This is a genomic window from Streptomyces sp. NPDC051776 (assembly GCF_040681345.1).
GTDB lineage: Bacteria > Actinomycetota > Actinomycetes > Streptomycetales > Streptomycetaceae > Streptomyces.
Genome location: NZ_JBFAYQ010000016.1, coordinates 95,257 through 119,044 on the forward strand (window position 1 = coordinate 95,257; position 23,788 = coordinate 119,044).

Annotated in this window: 17 protein-coding genes; 13 read left to right on the forward strand and 4 right to left on the reverse strand. The window is 71.1% G+C overall.

Translation table 11 applies throughout. From position 1 onward, the window contains the following. The first annotated feature begins 471 nt into the window (after nucleotides 1-471). The 8 genes from AB0M26_RS15390 to AB0M26_RS15425 all read left to right on the forward strand — a co-directional run bounded on the left by AB0M26_RS15390 (nucleotide 472) and on the right by AB0M26_RS15425 (nucleotide 11,888). Nucleotides 472-2,481 (forward strand): beta-ketoacyl synthase N-terminal-like domain-containing protein, encoded by a 2,010-nt coding sequence (locus AB0M26_RS15390; RefSeq protein WP_365260373.1) that lies wholly within the window; start codon nucleotides 472-474, stop codon nucleotides 2,479-2,481. Then, on the forward strand, nucleotides 2,478-4,037 hold the full coding sequence (locus AB0M26_RS15395) for an amino acid adenylation domain-containing protein (RefSeq protein WP_365260376.1): 1,560 nt from the start codon (nucleotides 2,478-2,480) through the stop codon (nucleotides 4,035-4,037). The genes AB0M26_RS15390 and AB0M26_RS15395 overlap by 4 nt, the downstream gene beginning before the upstream one ends. A gap of 146 nt (nucleotides 4,038-4,183) precedes the next feature. After that, nucleotides 4,184-5,365 (forward strand): NAD(P)/FAD-dependent oxidoreductase, encoded by a 1,182-nt coding sequence (locus AB0M26_RS15400; protein ID WP_365260378.1) that lies wholly within the window; start codon nucleotides 4,184-4,186, stop codon nucleotides 5,363-5,365. Between the two features lie 339 nt (nucleotides 5,366-5,704). Next, nucleotides 5,705-8,338 (forward strand): nitrate- and nitrite sensing domain-containing protein, encoded by a 2,634-nt coding sequence (locus tag AB0M26_RS15405; RefSeq protein ID WP_365260381.1) that lies wholly within the window; start codon nucleotides 5,705-5,707, stop codon nucleotides 8,336-8,338. Between the two features lie 13 nt (nucleotides 8,339-8,351). Then, complete coding sequence (locus tag AB0M26_RS15410) at nucleotides 8,352-8,783, forward strand: roadblock/LC7 domain-containing protein (RefSeq protein WP_365260384.1); 432 nt, start codon at nucleotides 8,352-8,354, stop codon at nucleotides 8,781-8,783. 62 nt (nucleotides 8,784-8,845) lie between these two features. Beyond that, nucleotides 8,846-9,163: a DUF742 domain-containing protein gene (locus tag AB0M26_RS15415; protein ID WP_365260494.1), complete on the forward strand. Its 318-nt coding sequence runs from the start codon at nucleotides 8,846-8,848 to the stop codon at nucleotides 9,161-9,163. Nucleotides 9,164-9,185: 22 nt separating this feature from the next. Beyond that, complete coding sequence (locus tag AB0M26_RS15420; protein WP_365260386.1) at nucleotides 9,186-9,755, forward strand: ATP/GTP-binding protein; 570 nt, start codon at nucleotides 9,186-9,188, stop codon at nucleotides 9,753-9,755. A 297-nt stretch (nucleotides 9,756-10,052) separates the two neighbouring features. Continuing rightward, complete coding sequence (locus tag AB0M26_RS15425) at nucleotides 10,053-11,888, forward strand: transketolase (protein ID WP_365260389.1); 1,836 nt, start codon at nucleotides 10,053-10,055, stop codon at nucleotides 11,886-11,888. 157 nt (nucleotides 11,889-12,045) lie between these two features. Here the strand turns inward: AB0M26_RS15425 and AB0M26_RS15430 are convergent, their stop codons facing one another. Continuing rightward, entirely contained in the window at nucleotides 12,046-12,273 is a 228-nt protein-coding gene (locus AB0M26_RS15430) for a DUF6480 family protein (protein WP_365260391.1), read from the reverse strand. Between the two features lie 205 nt (nucleotides 12,274-12,478). Between AB0M26_RS15430 and AB0M26_RS15435 the strand changes: the two genes are divergently transcribed. Further along, nucleotides 12,479-12,943, forward strand: coding sequence for a DUF2267 domain-containing protein (locus tag AB0M26_RS15435; protein ID WP_365260497.1), 465 nt, complete (start codon nucleotides 12,479-12,481; stop codon nucleotides 12,941-12,943). A 145-nt stretch (nucleotides 12,944-13,088) separates the two neighbouring features. Here AB0M26_RS15435 and AB0M26_RS15440 read toward each other — a convergent pair whose 3' ends face one another. Continuing rightward, nucleotides 13,089-13,514, reverse strand: coding sequence for a DUF6343 family protein (locus tag AB0M26_RS15440; protein ID WP_365260394.1), 426 nt, complete (start codon nucleotides 13,512-13,514; stop codon nucleotides 13,089-13,091). Between the two features lie 216 nt (nucleotides 13,515-13,730). Here AB0M26_RS15440 and AB0M26_RS15445 point away from each other — a divergent pair, with 216 nt between their 5' ends. Continuing rightward, nucleotides 13,731-15,992, forward strand: coding sequence for a hypothetical protein (locus AB0M26_RS15445; RefSeq protein WP_365260399.1), 2,262 nt, complete (start codon nucleotides 13,731-13,733; stop codon nucleotides 15,990-15,992). Beyond that, complete coding sequence (locus AB0M26_RS15450; protein WP_365260402.1) at nucleotides 15,989-17,197, forward strand: CapA family protein; 1,209 nt, start codon at nucleotides 15,989-15,991, stop codon at nucleotides 17,195-17,197. The genes AB0M26_RS15445 and AB0M26_RS15450 overlap by 4 nt, the downstream gene beginning before the upstream one ends. A 33-nt stretch (nucleotides 17,198-17,230) precedes the next feature. Here the strand turns inward: AB0M26_RS15450 and AB0M26_RS15455 are convergent, their stop codons facing one another. Next, a complete protein-coding gene (locus AB0M26_RS15455) occupies nucleotides 17,231-19,654 on the reverse strand; it encodes a GH92 family glycosyl hydrolase (protein WP_365260405.1) in 2,424 nt (807 codons plus the stop codon). Nucleotides 19,655-19,910: 256 nt separating this feature from the next. On the opposite strand from AB0M26_RS15455, the gene AB0M26_RS15460 reads away from it, so the two are divergent. Both AB0M26_RS15460 and AB0M26_RS15465 read left to right on the forward strand, forming a co-directional pair. Next, nucleotides 19,911-21,218 (forward strand): NAD(P)/FAD-dependent oxidoreductase, encoded by a 1,308-nt coding sequence (locus AB0M26_RS15460; RefSeq protein ID WP_365260408.1) that lies wholly within the window; start codon nucleotides 19,911-19,913, stop codon nucleotides 21,216-21,218. Nucleotides 21,219-21,396: 178 nt separating this feature from the next. Further along, nucleotides 21,397-22,263: a DNA-formamidopyrimidine glycosylase family protein gene (locus AB0M26_RS15465; protein ID WP_365260411.1), complete on the forward strand. Its 867-nt coding sequence runs from the start codon at nucleotides 21,397-21,399 to the stop codon at nucleotides 22,261-22,263. On the opposite strand, the gene AB0M26_RS15470 is transcribed toward AB0M26_RS15465, so the two are convergent. Further along, entirely contained in the window at nucleotides 22,256-23,752 is a 1,497-nt protein-coding gene (locus tag AB0M26_RS15470) for an amino acid permease (RefSeq protein ID WP_365260414.1), read from the reverse strand. The genes AB0M26_RS15465 and AB0M26_RS15470 overlap by 8 nt on opposite strands. Nucleotides 23,753-23,788 lie beyond the last annotated feature (36 nt).

A 23,788-nucleotide genomic window follows, 5' to 3' on the forward strand; every position in this document is an offset into this window, starting at 1 on the left:
CAACTATGCATGCTGTCCACATTCCTTGTGCTTCAACCCCCAGTCGATCACTTCCCGCCAATCTTGGGATCAGTAACAGGGGGAAACGGTTTTGCATACGACAATCACGTGTTGAGTTGTCGTCGGCGAGAGGCGCGAGGGTTGCTGCCTGGTGGCGGTTCCGGCCGGACGCGTGATGTTGCGGCGCGACCGGAGCGGAGGCCCTGCCGTCCGCCGACGACACCGGTGCGTGCCCTGCGGGCACATGGTCCGGCCAGGCGTCCCCGCGGATGTGACTGGCCAGCACGGAGTTGAGGACTCATTCATCTAGCGGCGAGCTCCCACCCGCCCCTGAAGGGGGCGGCTTTCTCGGTATGGCGGCGCGGGTATGCAGCCCAGGGCGCGCCGCGGCCGCAGCCTCCGCGGCAGCACCGCGGAGCAATGAACAGCAGCAGCGCTGGGACGTCGGGGACGCATCGAAGGAGTGGTCTGATGAAGAGGTCGACAGCGGAGATCGAGGCACGGTCGATTGCCGTGATCGGCCTGGCCTGCCGGTTCCCCGGCGCGTCAGGAGCTGATGAGCTCTGGCAGTTGATCCGTGACGGTTCGGACATGACGAGCGAGACACCACCGGAACGCTATGACGTGGACACCCTGTATTCCCCAAGTCCAGGGCCGGGGAGGATCACCAGTCGCCGCGCGGGCTACGTCGACGGGGTGGCGGAGTTCGACGCGGAGTTCTTCGAGATGTCCTCCACCGAGGCCGCGGAACTCGACCCGCAGCAGCGGCTGTTGATGATGACGGCCTGGGAGGCACTGGAGGACGCGGGCCAGTGCCCCGACCGTCTCGCGGGCAGCCGTACCGGGGTCTTCGTCGGTGCCGCCCGTGGCGACTATCTGGATCTGCAGTACCGGCAGGGACTCGACGCCGTCACTCCGTCCCTGTTCAGCAATCAGCGGTCGCTGCTGCCCGGTCGACTCTCCTACGTCTTCGACTTCCGCGGGCCGAGCTTGCTGGTGGACACCGCCTGCTCGTCCTCGGTCGTCTCCGTCCACATGGCCGTGCAGAGCCTGCGCGCCGGCGAGAGCTCACTGGCCCTCGCCGCCGGGGTCAACCTCAAACTCCGCCCGGACGAAGAGGTGTTGATGACGCAGGCCGGAACGCTCGCGCCGGACGGCCGCAGCAAATTCGGTGACGCCGGCGCCGACGGGTACGGCCCGAGCGACGGCGTGGGGGTCGTCGTTCTGAAGCCGCTCACCCAGGCCGTCGCCGACGGGGACCGCATCAGGGCCGTCATCCTCGGCAGCGCGATCAGCAACGACGGCCGTTCCAGCGGCTCCCTGCTGGCCCCTTCGCTTGAGGGCCAGACCCAGGTCCTCAGGTGGGCCTACGAGGACGCCGGCGTCTCCCCGGCCGACGTGGACTTCGTGGAGGCGCACGGGACCGGTTCTCCGACCCTGGACCCGCTGGAGTTCAAGGCTCTCGGCGAGGTCCTCGGGGAAGGCAGGCCCTCCCACCGGCCGGCCTACGTCGGCTCCGTGAAGACCAACATCGGCCACGCGGAGGCCGCGGGCGGCGTCGCCGGTCTCATCAAGGCCGTTCTCTGCCTGGAGCACGGCCAGATCCCGCCCAGCCTCAACTTCGAGGTCCCCAACCCGCTCGTCCCCTGGGACGAACTGCCGCTGTCCGTACCGGTCGAGCTGCAGGACCTGCCCGACCACGGCCGCCCGGCCGTCGCGGGCGTCAGCGGGCAGGGCGTCTCCTGCCTCAATGCGCATCTGGTGGTACGTCAGGGCGAGACCCGTCCGGCCGGTCAGGACCCGGCACGGTGGCGCCGACGCAGCGGCGACCTCGCCGTGTGGCGCCGCCGGAGCGGCAAGGCATGCGTGCTGCCGCTGTCGGCGCGCAGCCCCGAGGCGCTCGACGCACTGGTCAGCGCCTACGCCGCCTATCTGGCGCCGGACGGGCCGGGAGCGGCATACGCGCTGCGCGACATCTGCTACTCCGCGGCGACGCGCAGGCAGCACCACACCCACCGGTACGCGGTCGTCGCGGGCTCCCACGGGGAGATGGTCCAGGAGCTGAGGGCGCTCGGCGGCAACGGCGGACGGGGGAAGGCGCCCGCGCAGTTGAGCGCCGCAGCGGAGCGGTACCGCAGCGGTGACAGCGTCGACTGGGACGAGGTGTTCGGGCAGCGCGGCCGCTGCGTCCCGCTGCCGACCTACCCCTGGCGGACCAAGCGCTACTGGCTCGGCGAGCAGGGGGACGCGGACGGCACGGGCGATCTGGCGTCCCGCGTCCTGAGCGAGCACGCGCGCACCACGTACGGTGATACCTCCCTACTGTCCGAGATCGGGATCGACTCCCTCGCACGTCTCCAGATCGTGCTGAAGCTGGCCAATGACCACGGCTACGAGTTCGAGGTCGAGGACCTCGCCGATCTGCGTACGGTGGGCGCGTTCCGGCAGTGGGTGGGCAAGCTGGAGGCGAACCCCGTATGAGCGCCGGATCGCAGACCCTGTACGCATGGTTCGCCCGCTCCGCCGACCGGTTCGGCGACCGCACGGCGCTGGAGGCGGGCGGGGAGACGCTCACTTACGGTGAACTGCGGGATCTGGCGGAGCGGCTGGCCGCACGGCTGATGGCAGCGCAGGGGGGAATTCCCCCCCGGCGCGTAGGGCTCATGGCGAGCCGGTCGGTGACCTCGTACGCCGGCTACCTCGCCATCCTGCGGACCGGAGCAGCGGTCGTACCGCTCAACCCCGAATTTCCCGCGCGGCGCAACGCGGCGATAGCCGCGGCGGCAGAGCTGGAGACCGTGATCGCCGAGTCGGTGGGGGCCGGCGGCGATACGGGTGTCCCTCTTCTCGTCGCGGGACCCGAGGAGTTGGCGGCCCTGGGCGCGGACGCGCCCCCGGCCCTGCCGCCCTGCCCGGCCGCGCCCGACGACATCGCGTACATCATCTTCACCTCTGGCTCGACCGGCACCCCCAAGGGCGTCCCGGTCCTGCACCGCAACATCGACGCCTATCTGGCCCATGCCGTGCCCCGCTACGAGGCGGGCCCGGGCAGCCGGCTCTCGCAGACCTTCGAGCTGACCTTCGACGGCTCGGTGCACGATCTGTTCGTGGCCTGGGGCGGTGGCGGCACGCTCGTCGTGCCGAGACGGGGGCAGCTCATGTCGCCGGTGAAGTTCATCAACTCCGCACGGCTGACGCACTGGTTCTCGGTACCGTCTCTGGCGTCCTTCGCCTCGCGCCTCGGCACGCTCACCCCGGGCAGCATGCCCACGCTGCGCCGGAGCGTCTTCGGGGGCGAGGCGCTGACCCTGTCCCAGGCGCGGGCCTGGCGGGCCGCCGCACCGGCGAGCACGCTGGAGAACCTCTACGGGCCGACCGAACTCACCATCTCCTGCACGGAGTACCGTCTGCCGGGCGAGGTGGAGGACTGGCCCCGTACGGCCAACGGCACCGTGCCGATGGGCTCCTGCTACTCCGCTGTGGAGTTCCTCGTCCTGGACGACGACGGCAGGCAGGCCACCACCGGGGAGCTGTGCGTCCGCGGAGCGCAGCGCTTTCCCGGCTACCTGGACCCGGCCAACAACACCGGCCGCTTTCTCGCCCGCGACGAGGACGGCACCGTGGAGCGGTACACGGGTACCTCACCCCTCACCGACCGGCACTGGTATTGCACCGGGGACCGCGTCACGGTAGGGGAGCACGGCCGGCTGGTGTACCTGGGGCGCACCGACCATCAGGTCAAGATCCGCGGCCACCGCATCGAACTCGGTGACATCGAGGCGCCGTTGCGGGAGCAGGCCGGTGTGCGGGACGCGATCGTCCTCGCCGTGGAAGGCCCGGACGGAGAGAAGGACTTGACCGCCGCCGTCAGCGGAAGCGGCTGCGACGCCGAGGAGTTGTATTCTGCCCTGCGCGCCCGCTTGCCTCCGTACATGATGCCTCGTCGGATAACCGCCCTCGAAGAACTGCCGCGCAACTCCAATGGCAAGATCGATCGGCGCGCACTTCTCGCTGCACTCGGTGACACCCCCCACTGACTGACCCGCGCCGGAAGGCCACTCGACGTCCGGCGGCCTCCGCGCGTCCGGCCCCGCGTTCACGCCGGGCCGGCGTCGGGGCTGTTGCGACCGCGCGTGGCGTCCCTGCGCAACTCCTCTCGCTTGACGGTCTGTGAGGCTCACACATGTTCGATGTCATCGTGGTGGGGGCGCGATGCGCCGGTTCCCCCACCGCCATGCTGCTCGCCCGTGCGGGGTACCGGGTGCTCATGCTCGATCGGCAGGAATTCCCCTCCGACACCCTGTCCACCCACCTCGTCCACCAGCCCGGAGTGGCGGCCCTCGCCCGCTGGGGCCTGCTCGACCGCGTACGCGCCTCCGGCTGCCCCCCGCTGGACCGCGCCCTCTACGAGGTGGACGACATCCGCCTCGAGGGCTGCGGCCGGGGCGTGGAGGGGCAGACCGCCGGGTACGCGCCGCGCCGCCACGTCCTGGACGCGATCCTGCTGGACGGCGCGATCGAGGCCGGTGTCGAGTTCCGCAGCGGCTGCCGGGTGCGGGGCCTGCTCCAGGACGGGGCGGGGCGCGTGGTCGGCGTGGAGGGCCGCCGGGGGAGTGAGCCGTTCACCGAGCACGCCCGTCTGGTGATCGGTGCGGACGGCATGCGCTCGACGGTCGCGGCGCTCTGCGGAGCCAGGTACACCGCGCAGGACCCGCGGTTGACATGCGCGTACTACACCTACTGGAAGGGCGTACCGGCGCAGTTCGAGCTGTACGAGAGACCCGGGAGCTGGGTGGCCGCCGTGCCCACCAACGACGACGCGACCCTGGTCCTGGCCTACTTCCCGCAGGCCCGCTTCGCCGAGGTGCGCAAGGACGTTCAGGAGGCGTATCTGGAACAGGTGCGCTCCACCGCCCCTTCCCTCTTCGAACGGCTGCAGGGCAGGCACCCGGCCGAGCGGATGCGCGGCACCGGGGACCAGCAGAACTTCTTCCGCGAGGCAACCGGCCCCGGCTGGGCGCTGGTCGGCGACGCCGGACACCACAAGGACTCCATCACCGCCCGCGGGATCAGCGACGCCTTCTTCCAGGCCGAGTCCCTCGTACGGCACGTGGGGGACCGGCTCGGCGTACCGGCGCAGTTGGACGAGGCCCTGCGCTCATGGGCGCGGGAGCGCAACGACACCCTGCGCGAGGGCTACGACGCGACGCTGGCGGTGGCCCAGCTCGAAACGCACGAGCAGCGTCTTTCGCTGCTCCGCGCGGTGCAGTCGGACCCGGAACTCACCGCGATCTACTTCGACATGGTGGCCGGGGCCGAATCCACCAGCGCGCTCTACACCCCGAAACTTCTGGCGCTGTTGTGACGATGAGCAGTCAACAGGGCCCATTGCGCGGGGTGTTGACGCAGAAGGGCCGATTCACTCCGGTCCACGCCCGTGTTGATGGCCGCCAACCTCGCAAAAGGCCGGAAAGGCGCGTCATTTTATAGGCCGTTGAGCGCTGGCTACTGAGGTCCCCGACTTCCAGTCGAAGGTGCCGTGCGACCCTGGTACGGTGCATCCGGTCGGTCGCCGATGACACAGAGTCAATGCGCCGTTCCATGCACGTGCCCGGGTTTCCGGGCGACCCGTACGCCCTTCCCTCCACGTTCGTTCCGCTGTCGCACGAGGAATCAGATGCCAGGGTTACGACACCGGCACACAGTGACCAGTGCCGCTCATCGCAAATCGATTCGATTTACCCTCACCCTGCTGATCCTCGTTCCCTTACTGGCCCTCACGGCACTGTGGGGGTACGCAGCGAGCGTCTGGACGGCAGAAGGCCTCGCCCTGCGCGACGACGCGGCGTTGGCCGCTTCGGCGGGCAAGCCCGCGCACACGCTCGTGGTGCGCCTGCAGGAGGAGCGCCGTCTGACGGCTGCCTGGCAGACGTCACCGGGTGACGCCTCCCGTACCGCGGTGACCGATGCCCGAAGCAGCACGGACACCGCGGTGGCGAGGTTCCGTGCATGGCGCGCGGGAGCGGACGTCACCGAGGAGACGGTCAAGGGCAGGGCCGCCGGCCTGGGCAAGGCGCTGGAGGAGCTGTCGCAGCAGCGCGACGCGATCGACCAGCGCGCAGCCGACGGAGCCGAGGCGTTCCGGTACTACACGGACACCGTCGAAGAGGGCACCGCCCTGCTCGCGTCGGTGACGCGCATCGGTGACGGCCGTCTCGCGTACGGCAGCGCCGCCGTGAACCACCTGGTGCAGTTCTCGGAGATGCTCTCCCGCGAGGACGCGCTGTTCACCACCGCGCAGGCGTCCAAGCGTCTGACGGCCGGTACGCGCGCCGAGTTCGGCGGTTACGTCGCGGTGCAGCAGCAGGCGGCCACGGCGCTCGACACCGCGGACCTCTCCACGAGCGACGCCAAGGCGTTCCGGCGCATCACCGGAAGCCCCCAGTGGACCATGCTGGTGTCGCTCGAGGACGATGTCGTCTCCGGACGCACGGGACTGCCCAAAGAGGCGGGCAAGTGGCGGGAGTCCGCCGACGTCGTGGGCAAGGACCTGCGCGAGCTGGGCACGGACGCCCTGGGCGGCGTGACCGCCGAGGCCTCGTCCCGTGCGGACGACCTGATCATCCGGGTCGTCATCGGCTCAGCAGTGGCTCTGGCGGTACTTGGTGCCGCGGGTGCGCTGGTGCCACGGTTCACACGCTCCCTGGTCGACCGGCTCACCCGGATCCGCCAGTCCGCCGTGGAGTTGGCCGACAACCGCCTCCCGCGCCTGGTCGAGCAGCTCGGCCGGGGTGAGCAGGCGGAACCGGTCGAACCGAACCCCCAGCAGGACCACGGTGCCGACGAAGTGGGTCGGCTCGCCGCGGCGACGCAGTACCTGGCCCAGGCCGTGGAGACCATGTTCGTGCAACAGGCACGGCAGTTCGTGCAGCAGGCGCGGAAGAGGGACGGGACGGAGCAGGCGTTCCTCGGCCTCGCCCGCCGTACGCAGGTTCTGATCAACCGCATGATTCCCAAGCTCGACGAACTGGAGCGCAAGCACCAGGACTCCGATCTGCTGAAGGACATCTTCGCGGTGGACCACCTGGCCACCCGCGTACGACGGCACACGGAGAACCTCGTCATCCTGGGAGGCTCCCCGCCCGTCCGCCGCTGGAGCAAGGCTGTCCCGATCTACGAGGTACTGCGCAGTGCCATCTCGGAGACCGAGCACTACAGCCGGGTGGACGCCCTGCCCGCTCCGCAGGTGTCACTGGTCGGACGTGCCGTCGCCGACGTCGTCCATCTGCTCGCCGAACTCATCGAGAACGGGACGGCGTTCTCCCCGCCCGAGACCAAGGTGACCGTCAGCGCCATGCAGGTCGCCAAGGGCCTGGCGCTGCAGGTCGAGGACCGCGGCCTCGGGATGACCGAGGAGAACTACGAGCACATCAACACCCTGCTCGCCGAGCCGCCCGAGCTCGACATGATGACGCTGGGCGAGACCCCGCGCCTGGGTATCTTCGTGGTGGCCCGGCTCGCCAAGCGGCACAACCTCGAGATCTCGCTGCGCAAGTCGCCGTACGGCGGCACCCTCGCGATCGTGCTGTTGCCCAGCGCCCTCCTGGAGGAGACCAAGTCCCTCCTGTCCGGCCTGATTTCGGAGCATCTGCAGGAGACGCAGCAGGAGGTCCAGCAAGAGCTCGAGCAGGAGCTCAAGCAGCAGGATGCCGAGCGGGCGCCCGAGGCCCCCGCGGTTCCCGGACCCCGCTCGGGTCCGGACGAGCCGCTCGCCGCCGCGGGAGCGGGTGCCGGCATGGCCGGTCCCGGCGAGGGCATGCATATGCCGAGCATCGGCACTGGTATCAGCATGCCGTCATCGCTCGACGACCACAGCGGCTATCCGACGTATGGAGGCGCAGGCCTGTTGCCGATCACACCGGGGGACCCGGCGGACGACGCCGCCGTTCCGGCCGCGCGGCCGCACCCTCACGAGGGTGCTGACCACACCGCCGGACACAACACGCCCACTGGGGACGAGACTCCGTCGGGCACTCCCGTGACCGAGCCGGGCGAGCCCGTCCCGCCCGCACCCCAGGCGTCGACGGCCGGGAGGCTTCCGATGAGAGTGCGGGGCGAGAGCCTTGCGGAGCCACTGCGAAAGACGGCTCATGGCAACCCCGAGCAGGACGACACGGGTTCGACCAGCGCTCCCTCCCCCGACCGGGCAGGGGCCACGATGGCCGCCATCCAGTCGGCCAACCGGCGAGCCCGGACCTCGAGGCCTGCAGACCCGCCTGGTGGCCACGACTCCCAGGCGGGAACGCCCGGGCACGGCGCAGGCCCCGAGGATCTCTGAGGAAGGATCAGCGATGATTCACCAGACCAACACCACGAGCGAGCTGAATTGGCTCCTGAACAACCTGGTAGCCGACGTCCCGGAAGTGCGTCACGCGCTGGTGCTTGCTCAGGACGGTCTGGCTCTCGCCTGGTCCCAGGACCTCAGGCGGGAGGACGCCGAGCATCTGTCGGCCGTGGCCTCCGGGCTGCAGAGCCTCTCCAACGGGGCGGCCCGACACTTCGCGGGCGGCCAGGTACGGCAGACCGTCATCGAGATGGATCACGCCTTCCTCTTTGTGAGCAACGCCGGTCAGGGGGCGAGACTCGCGGTCCTCGCCACCGACCAGGTGGACGCCGGCATCGTGGCGTACGAAATGGCCATGATCGTTCAGAAGGTCGGCACGTACCTGAGCGCGGCACCTCGCGTGGAGGTCCCAACCAGCCGTCACAGTAAGGATCTCTGACCATCTCGAAGAACAGACCGTGGTTCGACGAGGGTGCCGGATACCTCGTCCGGCCCTACGCCATCACCGGAGGACGTACCCGGCACAGCCGGTCCGACTTCGCTCTGATCACCCTCGTGGCGACAACACGGTCTGGCTCTCTGCACCCCGGGCACGTGGAGCAGCCGGAGTCGGAAGCCATTCTCGACATCTGCCGTCAGCGTCCCCTGGCGGTCGCCGAGATCGCGGCGCTGCTGGACCTGCCGCCCAGTGTGGTGAAGGTGCTCTGCGGGGACCTGCTCGACAAATCAATGATCTCAATCAAGGCGCCGGGTGCGGAGACGGAGGCCCCCAGCGTGGCACTACTGGAGAGAGTGATCCGTGGAATTCGCCAGCTCTGAGCGGATGAGTGGTTCCGCCGCCATGCCCACAGCGCTGAAGATCCTCATAGCCGGGGGCTTCGGGGTGGGCAAGACCACGATGATCGGCTCGGTGAGCGAGGTCCCCCCGCTGGAGACCGAGGAGTACATGACCCAGGCGAGTCTGGGCGTCGACGACCTGGCGGGCACCCCGGACAAGGAAACGACCACGGTCGCCATGGACTTCGGCCGTATCACCCTGGATCCGGAGCATGTGCTCTATCTGTTCGGCACCCCTGGGCAGGAGCGCTTCTGGTTCATGTGGGACGATCTCGCGCTCGGCTCGCTCGGCGCGGTCGTTCTCGCCGACCCGCGCCGTATGGCCGACAGCTTCGCCTCGCTGGACTTCTTCGAGCAGCGGGGCATTCCCTTCGCTGTCGGCGTCAACTGCTTCTACGGGCATTGTGACTTCACCGCCGAGGAGGTTCACGCCGCCCTGAACCTCAAGTCGCCCGCGCCGGTGGTGATGTGCGATGTGCGGCGGCGCAACTCCAGCAAGAGCCTGCTGCTGGCGCTGCTGGAGTCGGCGAAGGCGGAGGCGGCGGCCCGGATGTCGCCCGTGCCGGGGCACTGATCGCGGTCCGGCCACGGTCCGGGCCCGTTCAGTACCGCTGTGGCCGCCGCTGGCGCTCCCCGGCCCCGGAGTGTGCAGGGCGGGCGCCCACGCCCGCAGAAAGTTTCGTCCGCGCTCGGAGCGCCCCTGTCCTCCCATCCGTCCTTCCGTGCCTCCCGCCCCTTGGGCGCCCCCTTGCTTCCGCCGCCGCGCGGGCCCGCTCCCGCGCGGCGGGCCCGGCTCTCCGGAGGACGGATTCCGCTGTGTGGTGCCCCCGATGCCGGGTACTCGCAGACAGTCCTGAGCGGGAGGTCCGAGATGAACCACGAAGACCTGCACGAGCTGGGACAGCAGCTCCGCGTGGACGCGGTGCGCGCCGCCGATGCAGCGGGCTCCGGCCATCCGACGTCCTCGATGTCGGCCGCGGACCTCATGGCCGTGCTCCTGGCGAACCACTTGCAGTACTCGTTCGACCGGCCGGAACACCCCGGCAATGACCACCTGATCTTTTCCAAGGGCCATGCGTCCCCCCTGCTCTACTCCCTCTTCAAGGCGGCGGGCGCGGTGCCCGACGACGAACTGTTGAGCTTCCGCCGGCTCGGCAGCCGTCTGGAGGGGCACCCCACACCGCAGCTCCCGTGGGTCGAGGTCGCCACCGGCTCCCTCGGGCAGGGCCTGCCGGTCGGGGTGGGCCTGGCCCTGACGGGCAAGCGGCTCGACCGGCTGCCGTACCGGGTCTGGGTGCTGTGCGGTGACAGCGAGCTGGCCGAGGGGTCCATCTGGGAGGCGTTCGAGCACGCCGGGCACGAACGGCTCGACAACCTCACCGCCGTCATCGACGTGAACCGTCTCGGGCAGCGCGGACCCACCCGCCACGAGTGGGACCTCGACGCGTACGCCCGGCGCATCGAGGCATTCGGCTGGCACACCGTCGAGATCGACGGCCATGACATCGCCGCCATCGACCAGGCCTACGCGGAGGCTCGGGTCACGGCTCTGCGGCCGACCGCCGTCATCGCCCGCACGGTGAAGGGGCGGGGCGTCGCAGCCGTCGAGGGCCGGGAGGGCTTCCACGGCAAGCCGGTCCCGGACGCGGCAGCGGCGATCGCCGAGCTGGGCGGCATCCGCCATCTGCAGGTCGACGTCCAGGCGCCGCCCGCGGTGCAGGACCCGCAGCACCCCACCGCACCCCTCCAACTCCCGCACTACACCATTGGCGAGTCGGCCGCCACGCGCACCGCATACGGGCAGGCGCTCGCGGCGCTGGGCATCGCGCGCGCCGACGTCGTCGCGCTGGACGCCGAGGTCGGAGATTCCACGCGCGCCGAGTACTTCGCCAAGGAGAACCCCGACCGGTACTTCGAGTGCTACATCGCCGAGCAGCAGATGGTGGCGGCGGCCGTCGGCATGCAGACCCGCGGCTGGGTGCCGTACGTCGCCACCTTCGCCGCCTTCCTCACCCGCGCCCACGACTTCCTGCGGATGGCTTCGGTGAGCCGGGCCCGTATGGCCATCGCCGGGTCGCACGCCGGGGTCGCGATCGGGGAGGACGGCCCGTCGCAAATGGGGCTCGAGGACCTGGCGATGTTCCGCTCCCTCCACGACAGCACCGTCCTCTACCCGTGCGACGCCAATCAGACCGCCCATCTCGTGGCCGCCCTGGCCGACCGCCCCGGCATCAGCTATCTGCGCACCACGCGCGGCACCACCCCGGTCATCTACGGGGCCGACGAGGACTTCCCCATCGGCGGCAGTTCGCTGCTGCGCTCCTCGGACGAGGACCGGGTCACCCTGATCGGCGCGGGCGTGACGGTTCATGAGGCCCTGACGGCGGCGGGACGGCTCGCGGAGGAGGGCATCCACGCGCGGGTCATCGACCTCTACTCGCTCAAGCCGGTCGACACCACGGCCCTGCGCGCCGCCGCAGAGGCGACCGGATGCCTGATCACTGTCGAGGACCATCGCCCGGAGGGCGGCCTGGGCGACGCGGTGGCCGAGGCGTTCGCGGACGGCAGGCGCGTACCACGGCTGGCCCGGCTGGCCGTACGGTCTCAGCCCGCGTCCGCCACGCCGGAGGAACAGCTCCACGCAGCCGGGATCAACGCGGACGCGATCGTGGCGACGGCGCGGCGGATCGTGGACATGGCGGGCTGACGAGCGGCGGGGAGATCGGTGAACGACCGCCCGTACGCCCGCGTCGCCGGCTGGTCGTGACCACACCGACGCCGGCGACCGCGCCGACGCCCGCGATCAGCGCCGGGGGCCGCGATCAGCGCCTACGCCCGCGATCAGCGCCGGGGGGCCCGCCGGGTCAGCGCGTGACCCAGCCGACGACGTAGAACACCGCGAAGAGCACGACCACGATCATCAAGAGGATCAGCGGCACCGCACCCCAGCCGCGGGGCGGGTTGTAGGTCTCCCGCGGCCCGGTACCCGAGAGGCCGCCCTCGGCCGGAGGCGTCTCCTCGGGTGGTACGCCGCCCGACTCGGGCACGCCGGGTACGGTCCGTTCCTCCGTCTCGCCACGTTTCTCGGTCATGGCTCACGAGTGGACAGCCGGCGTCGTTTCACACCTCCCGGAGTCCGGCATCCCCCGGCAGCGCGATCCGCAGGAGTCCGCACGGCCGGTGTCGCCCGGCCCGTACGGGTCACTCGGGAACGGACACGGGAGGGCGGACGGGAAGGGGCACCCGACACAGGGAACGGCGGCAGGACGCGACGACTCACCCGAGGCGGTGCTGATCATGCGCTACGACCAGATGACGGGTCAGGTCCAGGCACGGGCGCACCTGCCGGACCGGCAGTCCGCCGAGCGAGCCGTACGAGCCACCCTGGAAACGCTCGCGGAACGGGTCCCCGGCGGCATGGCCGAGCACCTGGCGGCGCAGTTGCCGAGCGAGGCGGCGGAGGCCCTGCGGCGGGTCGACGCCGCCCACGACGGTTCGCCGGAGGAGCGGGCGCACCGGCGCGTCCACGGAGAGCGCTTCGATCTGACCGGCTTCCTCGGCCGGATCTCCTGGCGCGCCGGAACGGACGAGGACGGGGCCATCCGGGAGTCGACCGCGTTCTTCGAGGTCCTGGACTCGGCCGTGAGCCCCGAACTCATGGAGAAGCTCTACGAGGCGCTGCCCGCGGACATCCGGGCGCTGCTGCCGGAGGAGCGGGCGGCGCGGGGCGAGGGCCCGGGCCTGGAGGACGCGGAGTCCTGACGGCCCGGTCCGGCCGTTCGACGACCTGGTGCCGAGGCGTCCGTACGGTGCGCACCGCGGCCCGCACCCGTCCGCGTCGGGAAGGGTCGCCGTACGCGCCGGAGTCCGCTCAGTGGCCGGAGTCCGCTCAGTGGCCGGAGTCCGCTCAGCGGCTCCGCCGGGCGCGTTCGCGCTTGAGCCGGTGCTCCACGACCATCAGGTCCGTCAGCGCCAGCAGCGAAAGCACCGCGCAGACGATGGCGATCGCCCCGAGCGCCCCAGAGCTGGGGCTGGAGCCCGCGTGCGACCGGGACGCCCAGATCGCGAAGAGAACGGCACCGGCCAGGAAGACCGGCGTATAGATCACGGCCAGCAGCTTCCGCAGCCCCAGCGCGCTGCGGGCCGTCACCGGTTCCGTGCCCGTGCGCGGGTGCCCGCGGCCGCGGATCCCCGAACGCGAACGAGGTACCGGAGCGCCCGGGTCCTCGGGGAAGGCCGGAGCGTCAGGGTCTCCGGCAACGGCGGGGACACCGGGGCCGTCGTACGGATTCTCCGGGGCCGCCCGACCGGTTTCGTGACTGTCGTCCCGCATGGCGTCCTCCCTCGTGGGGCACGCACCTGCTGCTTCCAGAGTAGGCCGCTGACGCCTCCGCGGCGGAGCCGCGGGCCCCGTGTGCATGCGTTCGCCGTGGTGAGTACCTCACCGGTTGCCCCGCCCGCGCTCCTCACCCGCTTGGGGCCCCGCGGCTGGCCGCGTACCCGGCCACCTCCCAAGGTCGGGAAGGAGCAAGCGAGCGAAGAGAGGACCATGAGCCGCACGCGAATACCGGCCCCGGCCGGCAGTACGGCGCTCTACCGCCAGTCATGGCGGCGCAGAGCGGTCTGCTGGGTGGCGTTCCTCTCCGTCGTGGTCTCGACCGTCGCGCTCGCCGCCGCCGCCACAGCCCGCACCACCGCGCTCAACCCCTCCTACTACGAGGACGTCCTGGACGAGCAGCGCGCCTACGACCGGCTCTACGACGAGGTGCTCGTCGATCCGCAGTCATCCGAGGTCACCGGCGAGATCCTCGCCCGCCTGCCCGTACCGCGAGGCATCGTCACCTCCAACGTCAAGAACGTGCTGCCGCCCGAGGCCGTACGCGCCCTGGCCGAGCAGCAGATCGGCAACGCGGTCGGCTATCTGCGCGGGGATCGCCCCGCGCTGCGGCTGACCGCCGATCTCAGGCCGGTACTGGCCAACTTCGAGGACCTGATCCGGATCTACTTCGGTGACCTGATCGCGGCGGTGGACGAGTGGCCCGCGGACGGCGTCGACGCCGCCGCGGCCGGATTGCGGGGAGCGGCGCACGAGGTCCCGCCCGCATCGGTCCGGCAGGCGGCAGCCGCCCTCCCGGCCGGCGCCGTCGCGCCGCGTGATGTGCCTGCTGCCACCGACGCGCTGCTGTCGTACCTCCCCGGCGCCGCACGGGACCGGCTGCGTCCCGGCCTCACCGCGGCCCTAGGCGGTGACGGCCCGTCGGCCGCGACGCTCGCGGGCCGGCCCTCCGGGGGCAGTGCCGGGAACGTCGTCCTCCATCGGGAGGGCACGCGCTGGCAGGTCGTGGCCGACCCGGAGAGCGGGGACCGCGACGGTATCGCCCTGGTGCGCAAGGCGCGATCGATCGCCCGGCTGGGCCTCGGCCCCGTACAGACGGCAGCCGTACTCCTGGGCGTGACCGGTCTGTTCGCGCTATGGGCGGCCGTGCCCGGCACGTACGCCCGGCGGCTGACCGCCGTCGGTGCGGCGATCACCACCGGCGGGGTGCTGGCCGCGGCGGCCGCAGGCGCCGGCCGGATCGTCGCAGCCCTGGCCATGCCGGCACCATCCGCCTCCTGGCCACCCTCACTGGCCCGGCTCGTCGAGGACGTGCAGACCACGGCCGCGGACCGTCTCCTGCAGGCCGGGCTGCTTGCGGCGCTGGTGCCGCTGGCCGCCGGACTGCCGGCCGTGGGGGCCGGGCTGCTGTGGTGCACCGCGGGCAAGCGCCGCGCCTGCGGAACACCCGTCTCACGCCCCGCGCGTGCGTGGGCCGTGACCGCCGGAGTCGCCGTGATCGCCACGGCGGGCGCGGCGCTGGCCCCCACCACGACGGGCGGCACACCCCGGCGGTGCCAGGGCTCGGTCGCCCTCTGCGCGATGCGCTACGACGAGGTGGCCCAACTGGCCGCGCACAACGCCATGTCCACCACCGAGGACCGCTTCATCGGCCCGCTGCAGGATCTCGGGATCACGGCGCAGCTCGACGCGGGCGTACGGGCCCTGCTCGTCGACACCCACACCGGGGAGACGCCCGAGGACGTGGCCGGGCGCATCGAGGCCTCCGGCCTCCGCGACCGCGTCCCGGCCTCGGACGCCGAGCTGACCCGGTTCATCCGCCGAGCCGGCCCGCAGCGCAGCGGACTGTGGCAGTGCCACTCCATGTGCGGGGGCGGCGCGGTCGCGCTCGTCCCCACCCTGCGCAAGGTCGGGGCGTGGCTCCGGGCCCACCCCACCGAGGTCGTCACCCTGATCGTGCAGGACGGCGTCAGCGGCGCGGAGACCGTACGGGCCTTCCGCGAGGCGGGACTTGAGGACCTGCTGTACGCGCCGGACGCGGACCCCGGCCGGCCCTGGCCGACGCTGGGCGAGATGGTGCGCACCGACCACCGTCTGGTCGTCTTCGCCGAGCAGGCCGACGGTCCGGCGCCCTGGTACCGCAACTTCTACCGGTACGCGATGGAGACCCCGTTCGCCTTCCGCAGCCCGCAGGAGATGACCTGCGCACCCCACCGGGGCGGCGACGGCAAACGGCTCTTCCTGCTGAACCACTTCGTCACCCGCGACGGCGGCAGCCGCCTGGGCGCCGGCCAGGTGAACAGCCGCGAACACGTTCTGGAACGCGCCTTGGCCTGCGAGCGCGAACGGGGCAGACCGGTCACCTTCGTCGCCGTCGACTACACGACGATCGGCGACGCCAAGGGTGCCGTGGACGCCCTCAACGCCGCCCGCTCGTCCCGGGAGAGGAACGGACAAGAGGAGAGCGGACCATGAGCACGGGACGACCCGTACGCCGCCGAATCCGGTGCCTACGCACCGGAACCCGCGGGGCCGCGCTGGCCCTCGGCTGCTCGCTGCTCGGTGCTGCGGCGGCCTGCACCGGTCCGCCTGCCACCTCGTCCCTCACCGGCGTCGACCGGACTGCGCCGCCGCGCAAGGCGGGACCGCAGCGCGGCTTCACCCTGGTGGCCAGCGGCGACGTCATCCCGTACCCGACGATCATGAACCAGGCCCAGCAGGACGCCGGGGGCAGCGGTCACGACTTCCGGAAGCTGTTCGCCGGCGTCCGGCCCGTCGTCTCGGCCGCGGACGTGGCGATATGCCATATGGAGACCCCGTACGGCGAGCCCGGCGGACCGTTCACCGGCTACCCGACGTTCGTCTCGCCCCCTCAAGTGGCCGCGGCTCTCAAGGAGACGGGCTACGACTCCTGCTCGACGGCCTCCAACCACACCCTTGACGCCGGATCCGACGGCGTACGCCGCCAGCTCGACGCCCTCGACAAGGCGGGGCTGGGGCACGTGGGTTCGGCCCGGTCCGCCGCCGAGGCCGGCAAGCCGGCCCTGCTTCGAGCGGGAACCGCCACCGTCGCCCAGCTCTCGTACACCTACGGCACCAACGGCATCCCCCTCCCCAAGGGCAAGCCCTGGATCGTCAACCGCATCGACCCGGACCGGATCGTCGCCGACGCGCGCGCGGCCCGCAGAGCCGGAGCCGATGTCGTCGTGCTGAGCCTGCACTGGGGCACCGAGTGGCAGGAGGAGCCCGACGCGATGCAGCGCGAACTCGCCGACCGGCTCACCCGTTCGAAAACCGCGGGCCGTCCCGACATCGACCTCGTCATCGGCACGCACAACCATGTCCCGCAGGCCTATGAGAAGGTCAACGGCACCTGGGTCGTCCACGGCCTCGGCGACCAGGTCGCCGGCGTCATGCAGGACCCGCGCGGCAACCACGGCTCCATCGCCCGCTTCCGCTTCGAACCGCCGAGGCGGGACGGCGAGCGCTGGGCGGTGACCAAGGCCGAGTTCATTCCGCAGATGACCGACCGCGGGCCGCCGTGGCGGGTGGTCAACCTGGGCGAGGCGCTGCGCAGCGACCCCGGCCGGGACGACTACCGCAAGGTGCGCGACGACATCCGGGAGGCCGTACTGCGCCGCGGGGCGGCTGACGACGGCCTGGTGATGGCCGACCGCTGACCGCCCCGCGGTGGTGCTGCTCCACGGTGCTCGCTACGAGCCGTCCGGCCGTCCCGCCCGCGCCGGTGACTCGCCGTAAGCCGCGGACGGTGGGGCGTCGGCGGCGTGCGTGCCCCACTTCGAGGGCTGCGTACCGGGCCGGAACGCAAGGTCCCGGCCCGCCCTGATGTCTGCCGTGGTGATCCAGGTCTTCGTCAGGTCCTTGCCACCGAGCCGCACGGACCGCACGTAGCGCGCCGCGTCGCTCGCCCCGGGCGCCGTGATCCGCAGCCGGCCGCTCGGGTACCAGTTCCGGTCCAGCGCCAGGTCGACCTGTTCGAAGACGGGTGTGGACAGGCCCCAGACGTCGGTGCCGGGGAACACCGGGAAGATGCCCATCGACGACAGCACCGTCCAGGACGACATGGTGCCCAGGTCGTCGTTGCCGGTGATGCCGTCCGGGGCGTCGGTGAACAGCGACAGCGCCGCGCGCACCACGTCGGTCGTCTTCCCCGGGCTGCCGGTGGCGAGGTAGGTGTACGGCGCGATGAGGTCCGGCTCGTTCTGCGGGTTGTACTTGTCCTGGTTGTAGTAGTCGTACGGACCGCCCACCCAGACATGGCGCGCCGTGCCCTCGGGGTCCGTGCGCAGCCGATCGTAGGCGAAGAAGGCGTCGAGCCGCCGCTCGGTGGCCTCCTTGCCGCCGAGGAGGGAGACCAGGCCCGGCAGGTCCTGCGGCACCATCCACAGGTACTGCCACCCCGTGCCCTCGTGGAAGCCCTCGCTCTTCGCGGGATCCTCGGCGCCGATGAAGACGCCGTCGGCGTTGCGGGGCCGGAAGAACCCCGTCGAGCCGTCGAAGAGATTGCGGTAGCTCTGGCCGCGCGCGGCGTAGCGCTCGGCGTCCTCGGTGTGCCCGAGGTCCCGGGCCATCTCGGCGAGCGCGGCGTCCGCGAGGGCGTACTCGAGCGTGGCGGAGCCGCCGTGGTGGAAGTCGGAGTCCCCGACCTTGTCCTTCTCGCGGTCGGCGTCGTGGGGGACGTAACCCTCCCGCTGGTAGTGGCTGTTGCCCTCGCGCCCCACATACGGGCTGTCCTTCGGCGGGACGCCGTCCGCGTTCTTCCGCAGGGCCCGGTAGACCTCCTCCTCATGGCCCTTCAGCAGTCCCTGCTGGTAGGCGTTCGTGAGGAACGGGGTCACCGGGTCGCCGGTCATGATGTTCGTCTCTGCCGTGCCGTAGCCCCACTTGGGCAGCCAGCCGCCCTGCTCGTCCACCCTGAGCAGTGACAGCGCCATGTCCCGCGACTCCCGCGGGGCGATGAGCGCGAGAAGCTGTGCCTGGGTGCGGTAGGTGTCCCAGAGGGACCAGTTCTGGTAGTACGTGAAGCCCTGCGCCTGGTGCACCTGGCGGTCCCAGCCGGTGTAGCGGCCGTCCACGTCCTGGCCGATGTTGGGGTGAAGCAGCGACCGGTAGAGCGCGGAGTGGAACGCGCGCCGCTGCTCCTGGCTCCCGCCGCGTACGCGGACCCGGCCGAGCCTGTCCTCCCAGGCGCGGGTGGCCGCCGCGGCGGTGGCGTCGAAGGACGACTTCCCCTCGGCCTCCAGGTTCCGGGCAGCGCCCTCCTGGTCGACGTAGGAGATGGCCGTGACGGCTTCCACGTCGCGGTCGCGGCCCGTGGTGTCGAAACGGACGTAGGCGCCGCGGCGTCCCGCGCCCCCGGAGGCGGTGGACCCGTCGGTGACCCGCGCGCCGTCCCAGGTGCCGTACGAGGTGAAGGGCCGGTCGAACCGGGTGACGGTGTGGACCGTGTACGGCTCGCCGCCCTTCCTGCAGAAGCCGTTGCCGGTGACCGTGGCCGCCACGGTGCGGTCGTCGAGGACGGTGATCTGGCTGTCCGTCACCTTGTGCAGCGCCTGGCCGGAGTTGAGCAGCACATTGGCTTTGCCGGTGGCCGGGAAGGTGTAGCGCTGATGGCCGGTGTGCGCGGTGGCGGTCAGCTCGGCGGTGATCCCCCCGTGGTCGGCGAGGCGGACCTCGTAGCGGCCGGGCGAGGCGCTCTCCTGGTCGTGGCTGAACGCGGAGGCGTAGACGGCATTGTCGGTGCTGGTGATGTCACCGGTGGTCGGCATGACGGGCAGGTCACCGCCGACGGCGCAGCCCACCCCGGAGAGATGGACGGCGGAGAAGCCGCGGATCCGCGAGTCGTCCCAGTCGTAGCCGGTGTTGTGCCCCGTGTCGGGGGAGAGCTGGACCATGCCGAAAGGGACAGCGGCGCCGGGGAAGGTGTTGCCCTCGTCTCGGGTGCCGATGAACGGGTTGACGAGATCGGTGAGGCGTTCGCCGCCCTCGGCGGCATCTGCCGCGCTGGGAGCGGTGCCGCCGAGCGCCGCACCGAGAAGGGCCGCCGCGACGGCGGCCCCGGTGGCCAGGCGCATGCGGCCGCGGGGGCCGCCACGGTGGGATGGGGTCCATGACATGAAACGGCCTCCACGGGCAGGGGCGTCGGACACGGAGGACGAGCGTGATTTGGACAACGTTGTCAGAAGACTGGTGTCAGGCTCGCTGCGCCGGAATGGCAAGTCAAGGATCTTCAGGGCCGGGGGAGTTCGAGGCGGATTCGGCTGAGCCGTACGGGGAACCCGGAGCGGCGGACTGTTCGAAGGCGGCCGGCCGAGCGCTTGAACGCCGCGTGCGCAACCGACCGCCGGCCACCGCCCCGTCAAGGGAAGGACCATGACCCGACCGCGCATCGTGATCGTCGGAGCGGGCTTCGCCGGCTACCAGACCGCCCGTACGCTGTCCCGACTCGCCCGTGGCGCCGCCGAGATCGTCCTGATCAGCCCGAACGACTACTTCCTCTACGTACCGCTGCTGCCCGAGGTGGCGACCGGCATCCTCGAACCCCGCAGGGTGTCCGTGTCGCTCACCGGTACCCTGCCGCACGTCCGCCTCCTCCTCGGGGCCGCAGACCACATCGACCTCGACGGGCGCCGCGTCGAGCTGACCGACCCCGAGGGCCGCCGAAGGGAGGTCGGCTACGACCGGCTGGTCCTCGCCGCGGGCAGCGTCAACAAGCTGCTTCCCGTGCCCGGCATCACCCGGCACGCCCACGGCTTCCGCGGTATGCCCGAGGCCCTCTACCTCCGCGACCACATCACACGCCAGATCGAGCTGGCGGGCGCGAGCGACGACCCGCAGGAGCGGGCCGCGCGCTCGACCTTCGTCGTCGTGGGTGCCGGGTACACCGGCACCGAAGTGACCGCGCACGGAAAGCTGTTCACGGACGAGCTGGCCGCGCAGAACGCGGTACTGCGCCACGAACCGCGCCCGAGGTGGCTGCTGCTCGACGTGGCCCCGCGCGTGCTGCCGGAGCTGGCGGAACACATGTCGGTGACGGCCCACGGCGTCCTCACCCGGCGCGGCGTGGAGGTCGCCACGGAGACGTCGGTCGGCGAGGCGGCCGGAGACGGGGTGCATCTCACCGACGGGCGCTTCGTGCCCTCGCGCTCGCTGATCTGGTGCGTGGGCGTACGCCCGGACCCTCTCGTCAGCGATCTCGGCCTGCCCACGGAGAAGGGCCGGCTGATCGTCGACGAATACCTCGCCGTGCCCGGCCACCCCGAGGTGCTGTGCTGCGGTGACGCGGCGGCAGTGCCCGATCTGACGAGGCCCGGGGAGATCACGCCGATGACGGCGCAGCACGCGAGCCGCCAGGGGAAGACCGCGGCCCACAATCTGGCGGCCTCCTTCGGGCAGGGCGAGCGCCGCCCGTACAGGCACCGCGATCTGGGCTTCGTCGTCGACCTCGGCGGTTTCCAGGCGGCGGCCAACCCCCTGGGCCTGCCGCTTTCCGGACCGGTGGCCAAGGCGGTGACACGTGGCTACCACCTGATGGCCATGCCGGGGAACCGCGTGCGGGTCGCTGCCGACTGGTTCCTGGACGCGCTCCAGCCGCGCCAGGCCGTGCAGCTCGGGCTCGTACGGTCGGGTGCGGTGCCACTGGAGAACGCGGCACCGGAGACGCCGGTGCTGCGGCGCTGAGAGGCGGAGACCCCGAGCCACTGCGCGCCGAGGCGCTGAGACGCTGAGCGTTCGCGGTGCCGAGGCGTTCGCGGTGCCGGGGCGTTCGCGGTTCCGAGGCGCTGATGCACGCCGGCGCGCGCGGTGCCGCCGGGCTCTCCTGTCTGCCGACCGGACCCCCGGCTGGCAGACTGGGACCATGCCGGAGCTGCCGGAGGTCGAAGCGCTCACCGCGTTCCTGTCCGATCATGCGGTGGGCAGGACGGTCGCCCGTGTGTTCCCCGTGGCCGTGAGCGTGCTCAAGACGTACGACCCGCCGATCGGCGCGCTGGAGGGGCGGGAGTTCACCGCTGTGGGCCGCCACGGCAAGTTCCTCGACCTGTCGGCGGGGGATCTGCACCTGGTCGTCCACCTCGCCCGTGCCGGCTGGCTGCAGTGGAAGGAGAACCTGTCCGCCGTACCGCCCCGGCCCGGCAAGGGACCGCTGGCGCTGCGGGTGCGGCTGGCCGGACCGGAGGGCGCCGGGTTCGATCTGACCGAGGCGGGAACCCAGAAGCGCCTCGCGGTGTATCTGGTACGTGACCCCGCAGACGTACCGGGAATTGCCCGGCTGGGACCCGACCCGATCGCCGACGGCCTCACCCTGGAGGCGTTCGCCGGCCTGCTCGATGGCGAGCGCCGGCAGATCAAGGGTGTGCTCCGCGACCAGAGCGTCATCGCCGGCATCGGCAATGCGTACTCGGACGAGATTCTGCACGCCGCGAAGATGTCTCCGTTCAAGCTGGCGTCGAGCCTCACCGACGAGGAGACGACGCGGCTGTACGACGCGATGGTCTCCACTCTGCGCGAGGCCGTCGAGCGGTCGCGCGGCCTCGCCGCCGGAAAGCTCAAGGCGGAGAAGAAGAGCGGCCTGCGGGTGCACGGCCGCAAAGGCGAGCCGTGCCCCGTCTGCGGGGACACCGTCCGTGAAGTGTCCTTCAGCGACTCGGCGCTCCAGTACTGCCCGACTTGTCAGACCGGCGGGAAGCCGCTGGCGGACCGGCGGCTGTCCCGGCTGCTCAAGTAGTCCCGCTCGGCTCCGCCGCGTCGTCGAGGTCGTCCGTGCTGCCGCCGGCCCGCTCAGCCTTGGCGAGCTCCGAATTCCGGTACGAGTAGGTGAAGTAGATGACGAGCCCCACCGTGAACCAGACGGCGAAGCGCACCCAGGTCTGCCACTGAAGGAAGGTGATCAGCCAGATCGAGGCGGCCACGCCGATCGCGGGCACGACCGGCATGCCCGGGCACCGGAACTCGCGGGGGAGATCGGGTCGCCGGTAGCGGAGGGCGATCACGGCGGTGCAGACGACGGCGAAGGCGAGCAGGATTCCGATGTTCGTCAGCTCCGCGGCTTCACCGATCTTCACGAAGCCGGCGATCCCGGCGGAGGCCACGCCCACGATCCACGTCACACGGGTCGGCACATGCCGTGTCGGGTGCGTCTTGGCGAACCAGTGCGGCAGCAGGCCGTCCCGGCTCATCGAGAACCACACGCGCGTCACACCGAGCATGAAGGTGAACATCACCGTGAGGATGCCGATGATCGCCCCGATCGCGATCACGTCGGCGATGCCGCTCAGGCCCACGGACTTGAAGGCGGTGGAGAAGCCGCTCTCCGGGTCGATCTTCGTGTAGTGCTGCATACCCACCAGAACCAGGCAGGCCAGAACATAGAGCGCCATGGAGATGGCGAGCGAGTACAGGATCGCCTTCGGCATGTGCTTGCGGGCGTCCTTGGACTCCTCGGCCGCCGTGCTCATCGCGTCGAAGCCGAACACGGCGAAGAACACGGTCGCGGCGCCCGTGAACGCCCCGCTGACGCCGTACGGGAAGAAGGGGCTGTAGTTCTTCGTGGTGATGTGGAAGAAGCCGACGCCGATGACGAGCAGGACCACCAGAATCTTGAGCCCCACCACGATCGTCTCGAAGCGAGCCGCGTTCTTGATGCCGAGATTCAGCAGATAGGCCACGAACAGACACAGAACGACGGCGAAGAGGTCCACTTTGTGGCCCTCGCCCGTACCCGGAGCGCCGAGCATCCAGGCAGGGAGATCGACACCCACCTCGCCCAGCAGGAAGTTGAAGTAGCCGGAGATGCCGATCGCGACGACAGCGACGATCGCCGTGTACTCCAGCAGCAGGTCCCAGCCGATGAACCAGCCCGCCAGCTCGCCCAGGACGGCATAGCCGTAGGTGTAGGCCGAGCCGGCCTTCGGGATGAGGCCCGCGAACTCGGCGTACGAGAAGGCGGCGGCCGCCGCGGCGACGCCCGCGATGAGGAACGAGACCAGGACGGCCGGGCCCGCCGTGCCGTTGGCCACCGTGCCCGCGAGCGCGAAGATCCCGGCGCCGATGATGCCGCCCACGCCGATGGCGGTGAGCTGCCAGAGACCCAGGGAGCGGGTCAGCCGCTCGCCGGCGGTCCCTTCGGCCTCGTCGATGTGCTCGATCGGTTTGCGGCGCAGCACTCCTTGTCCGTCCCCCGGACGCCGTCCGGGGGGACCACCAAGCCCAGCCATGACGAGCCCTCTCCGTAGAAAAGACGACGGCGGCTC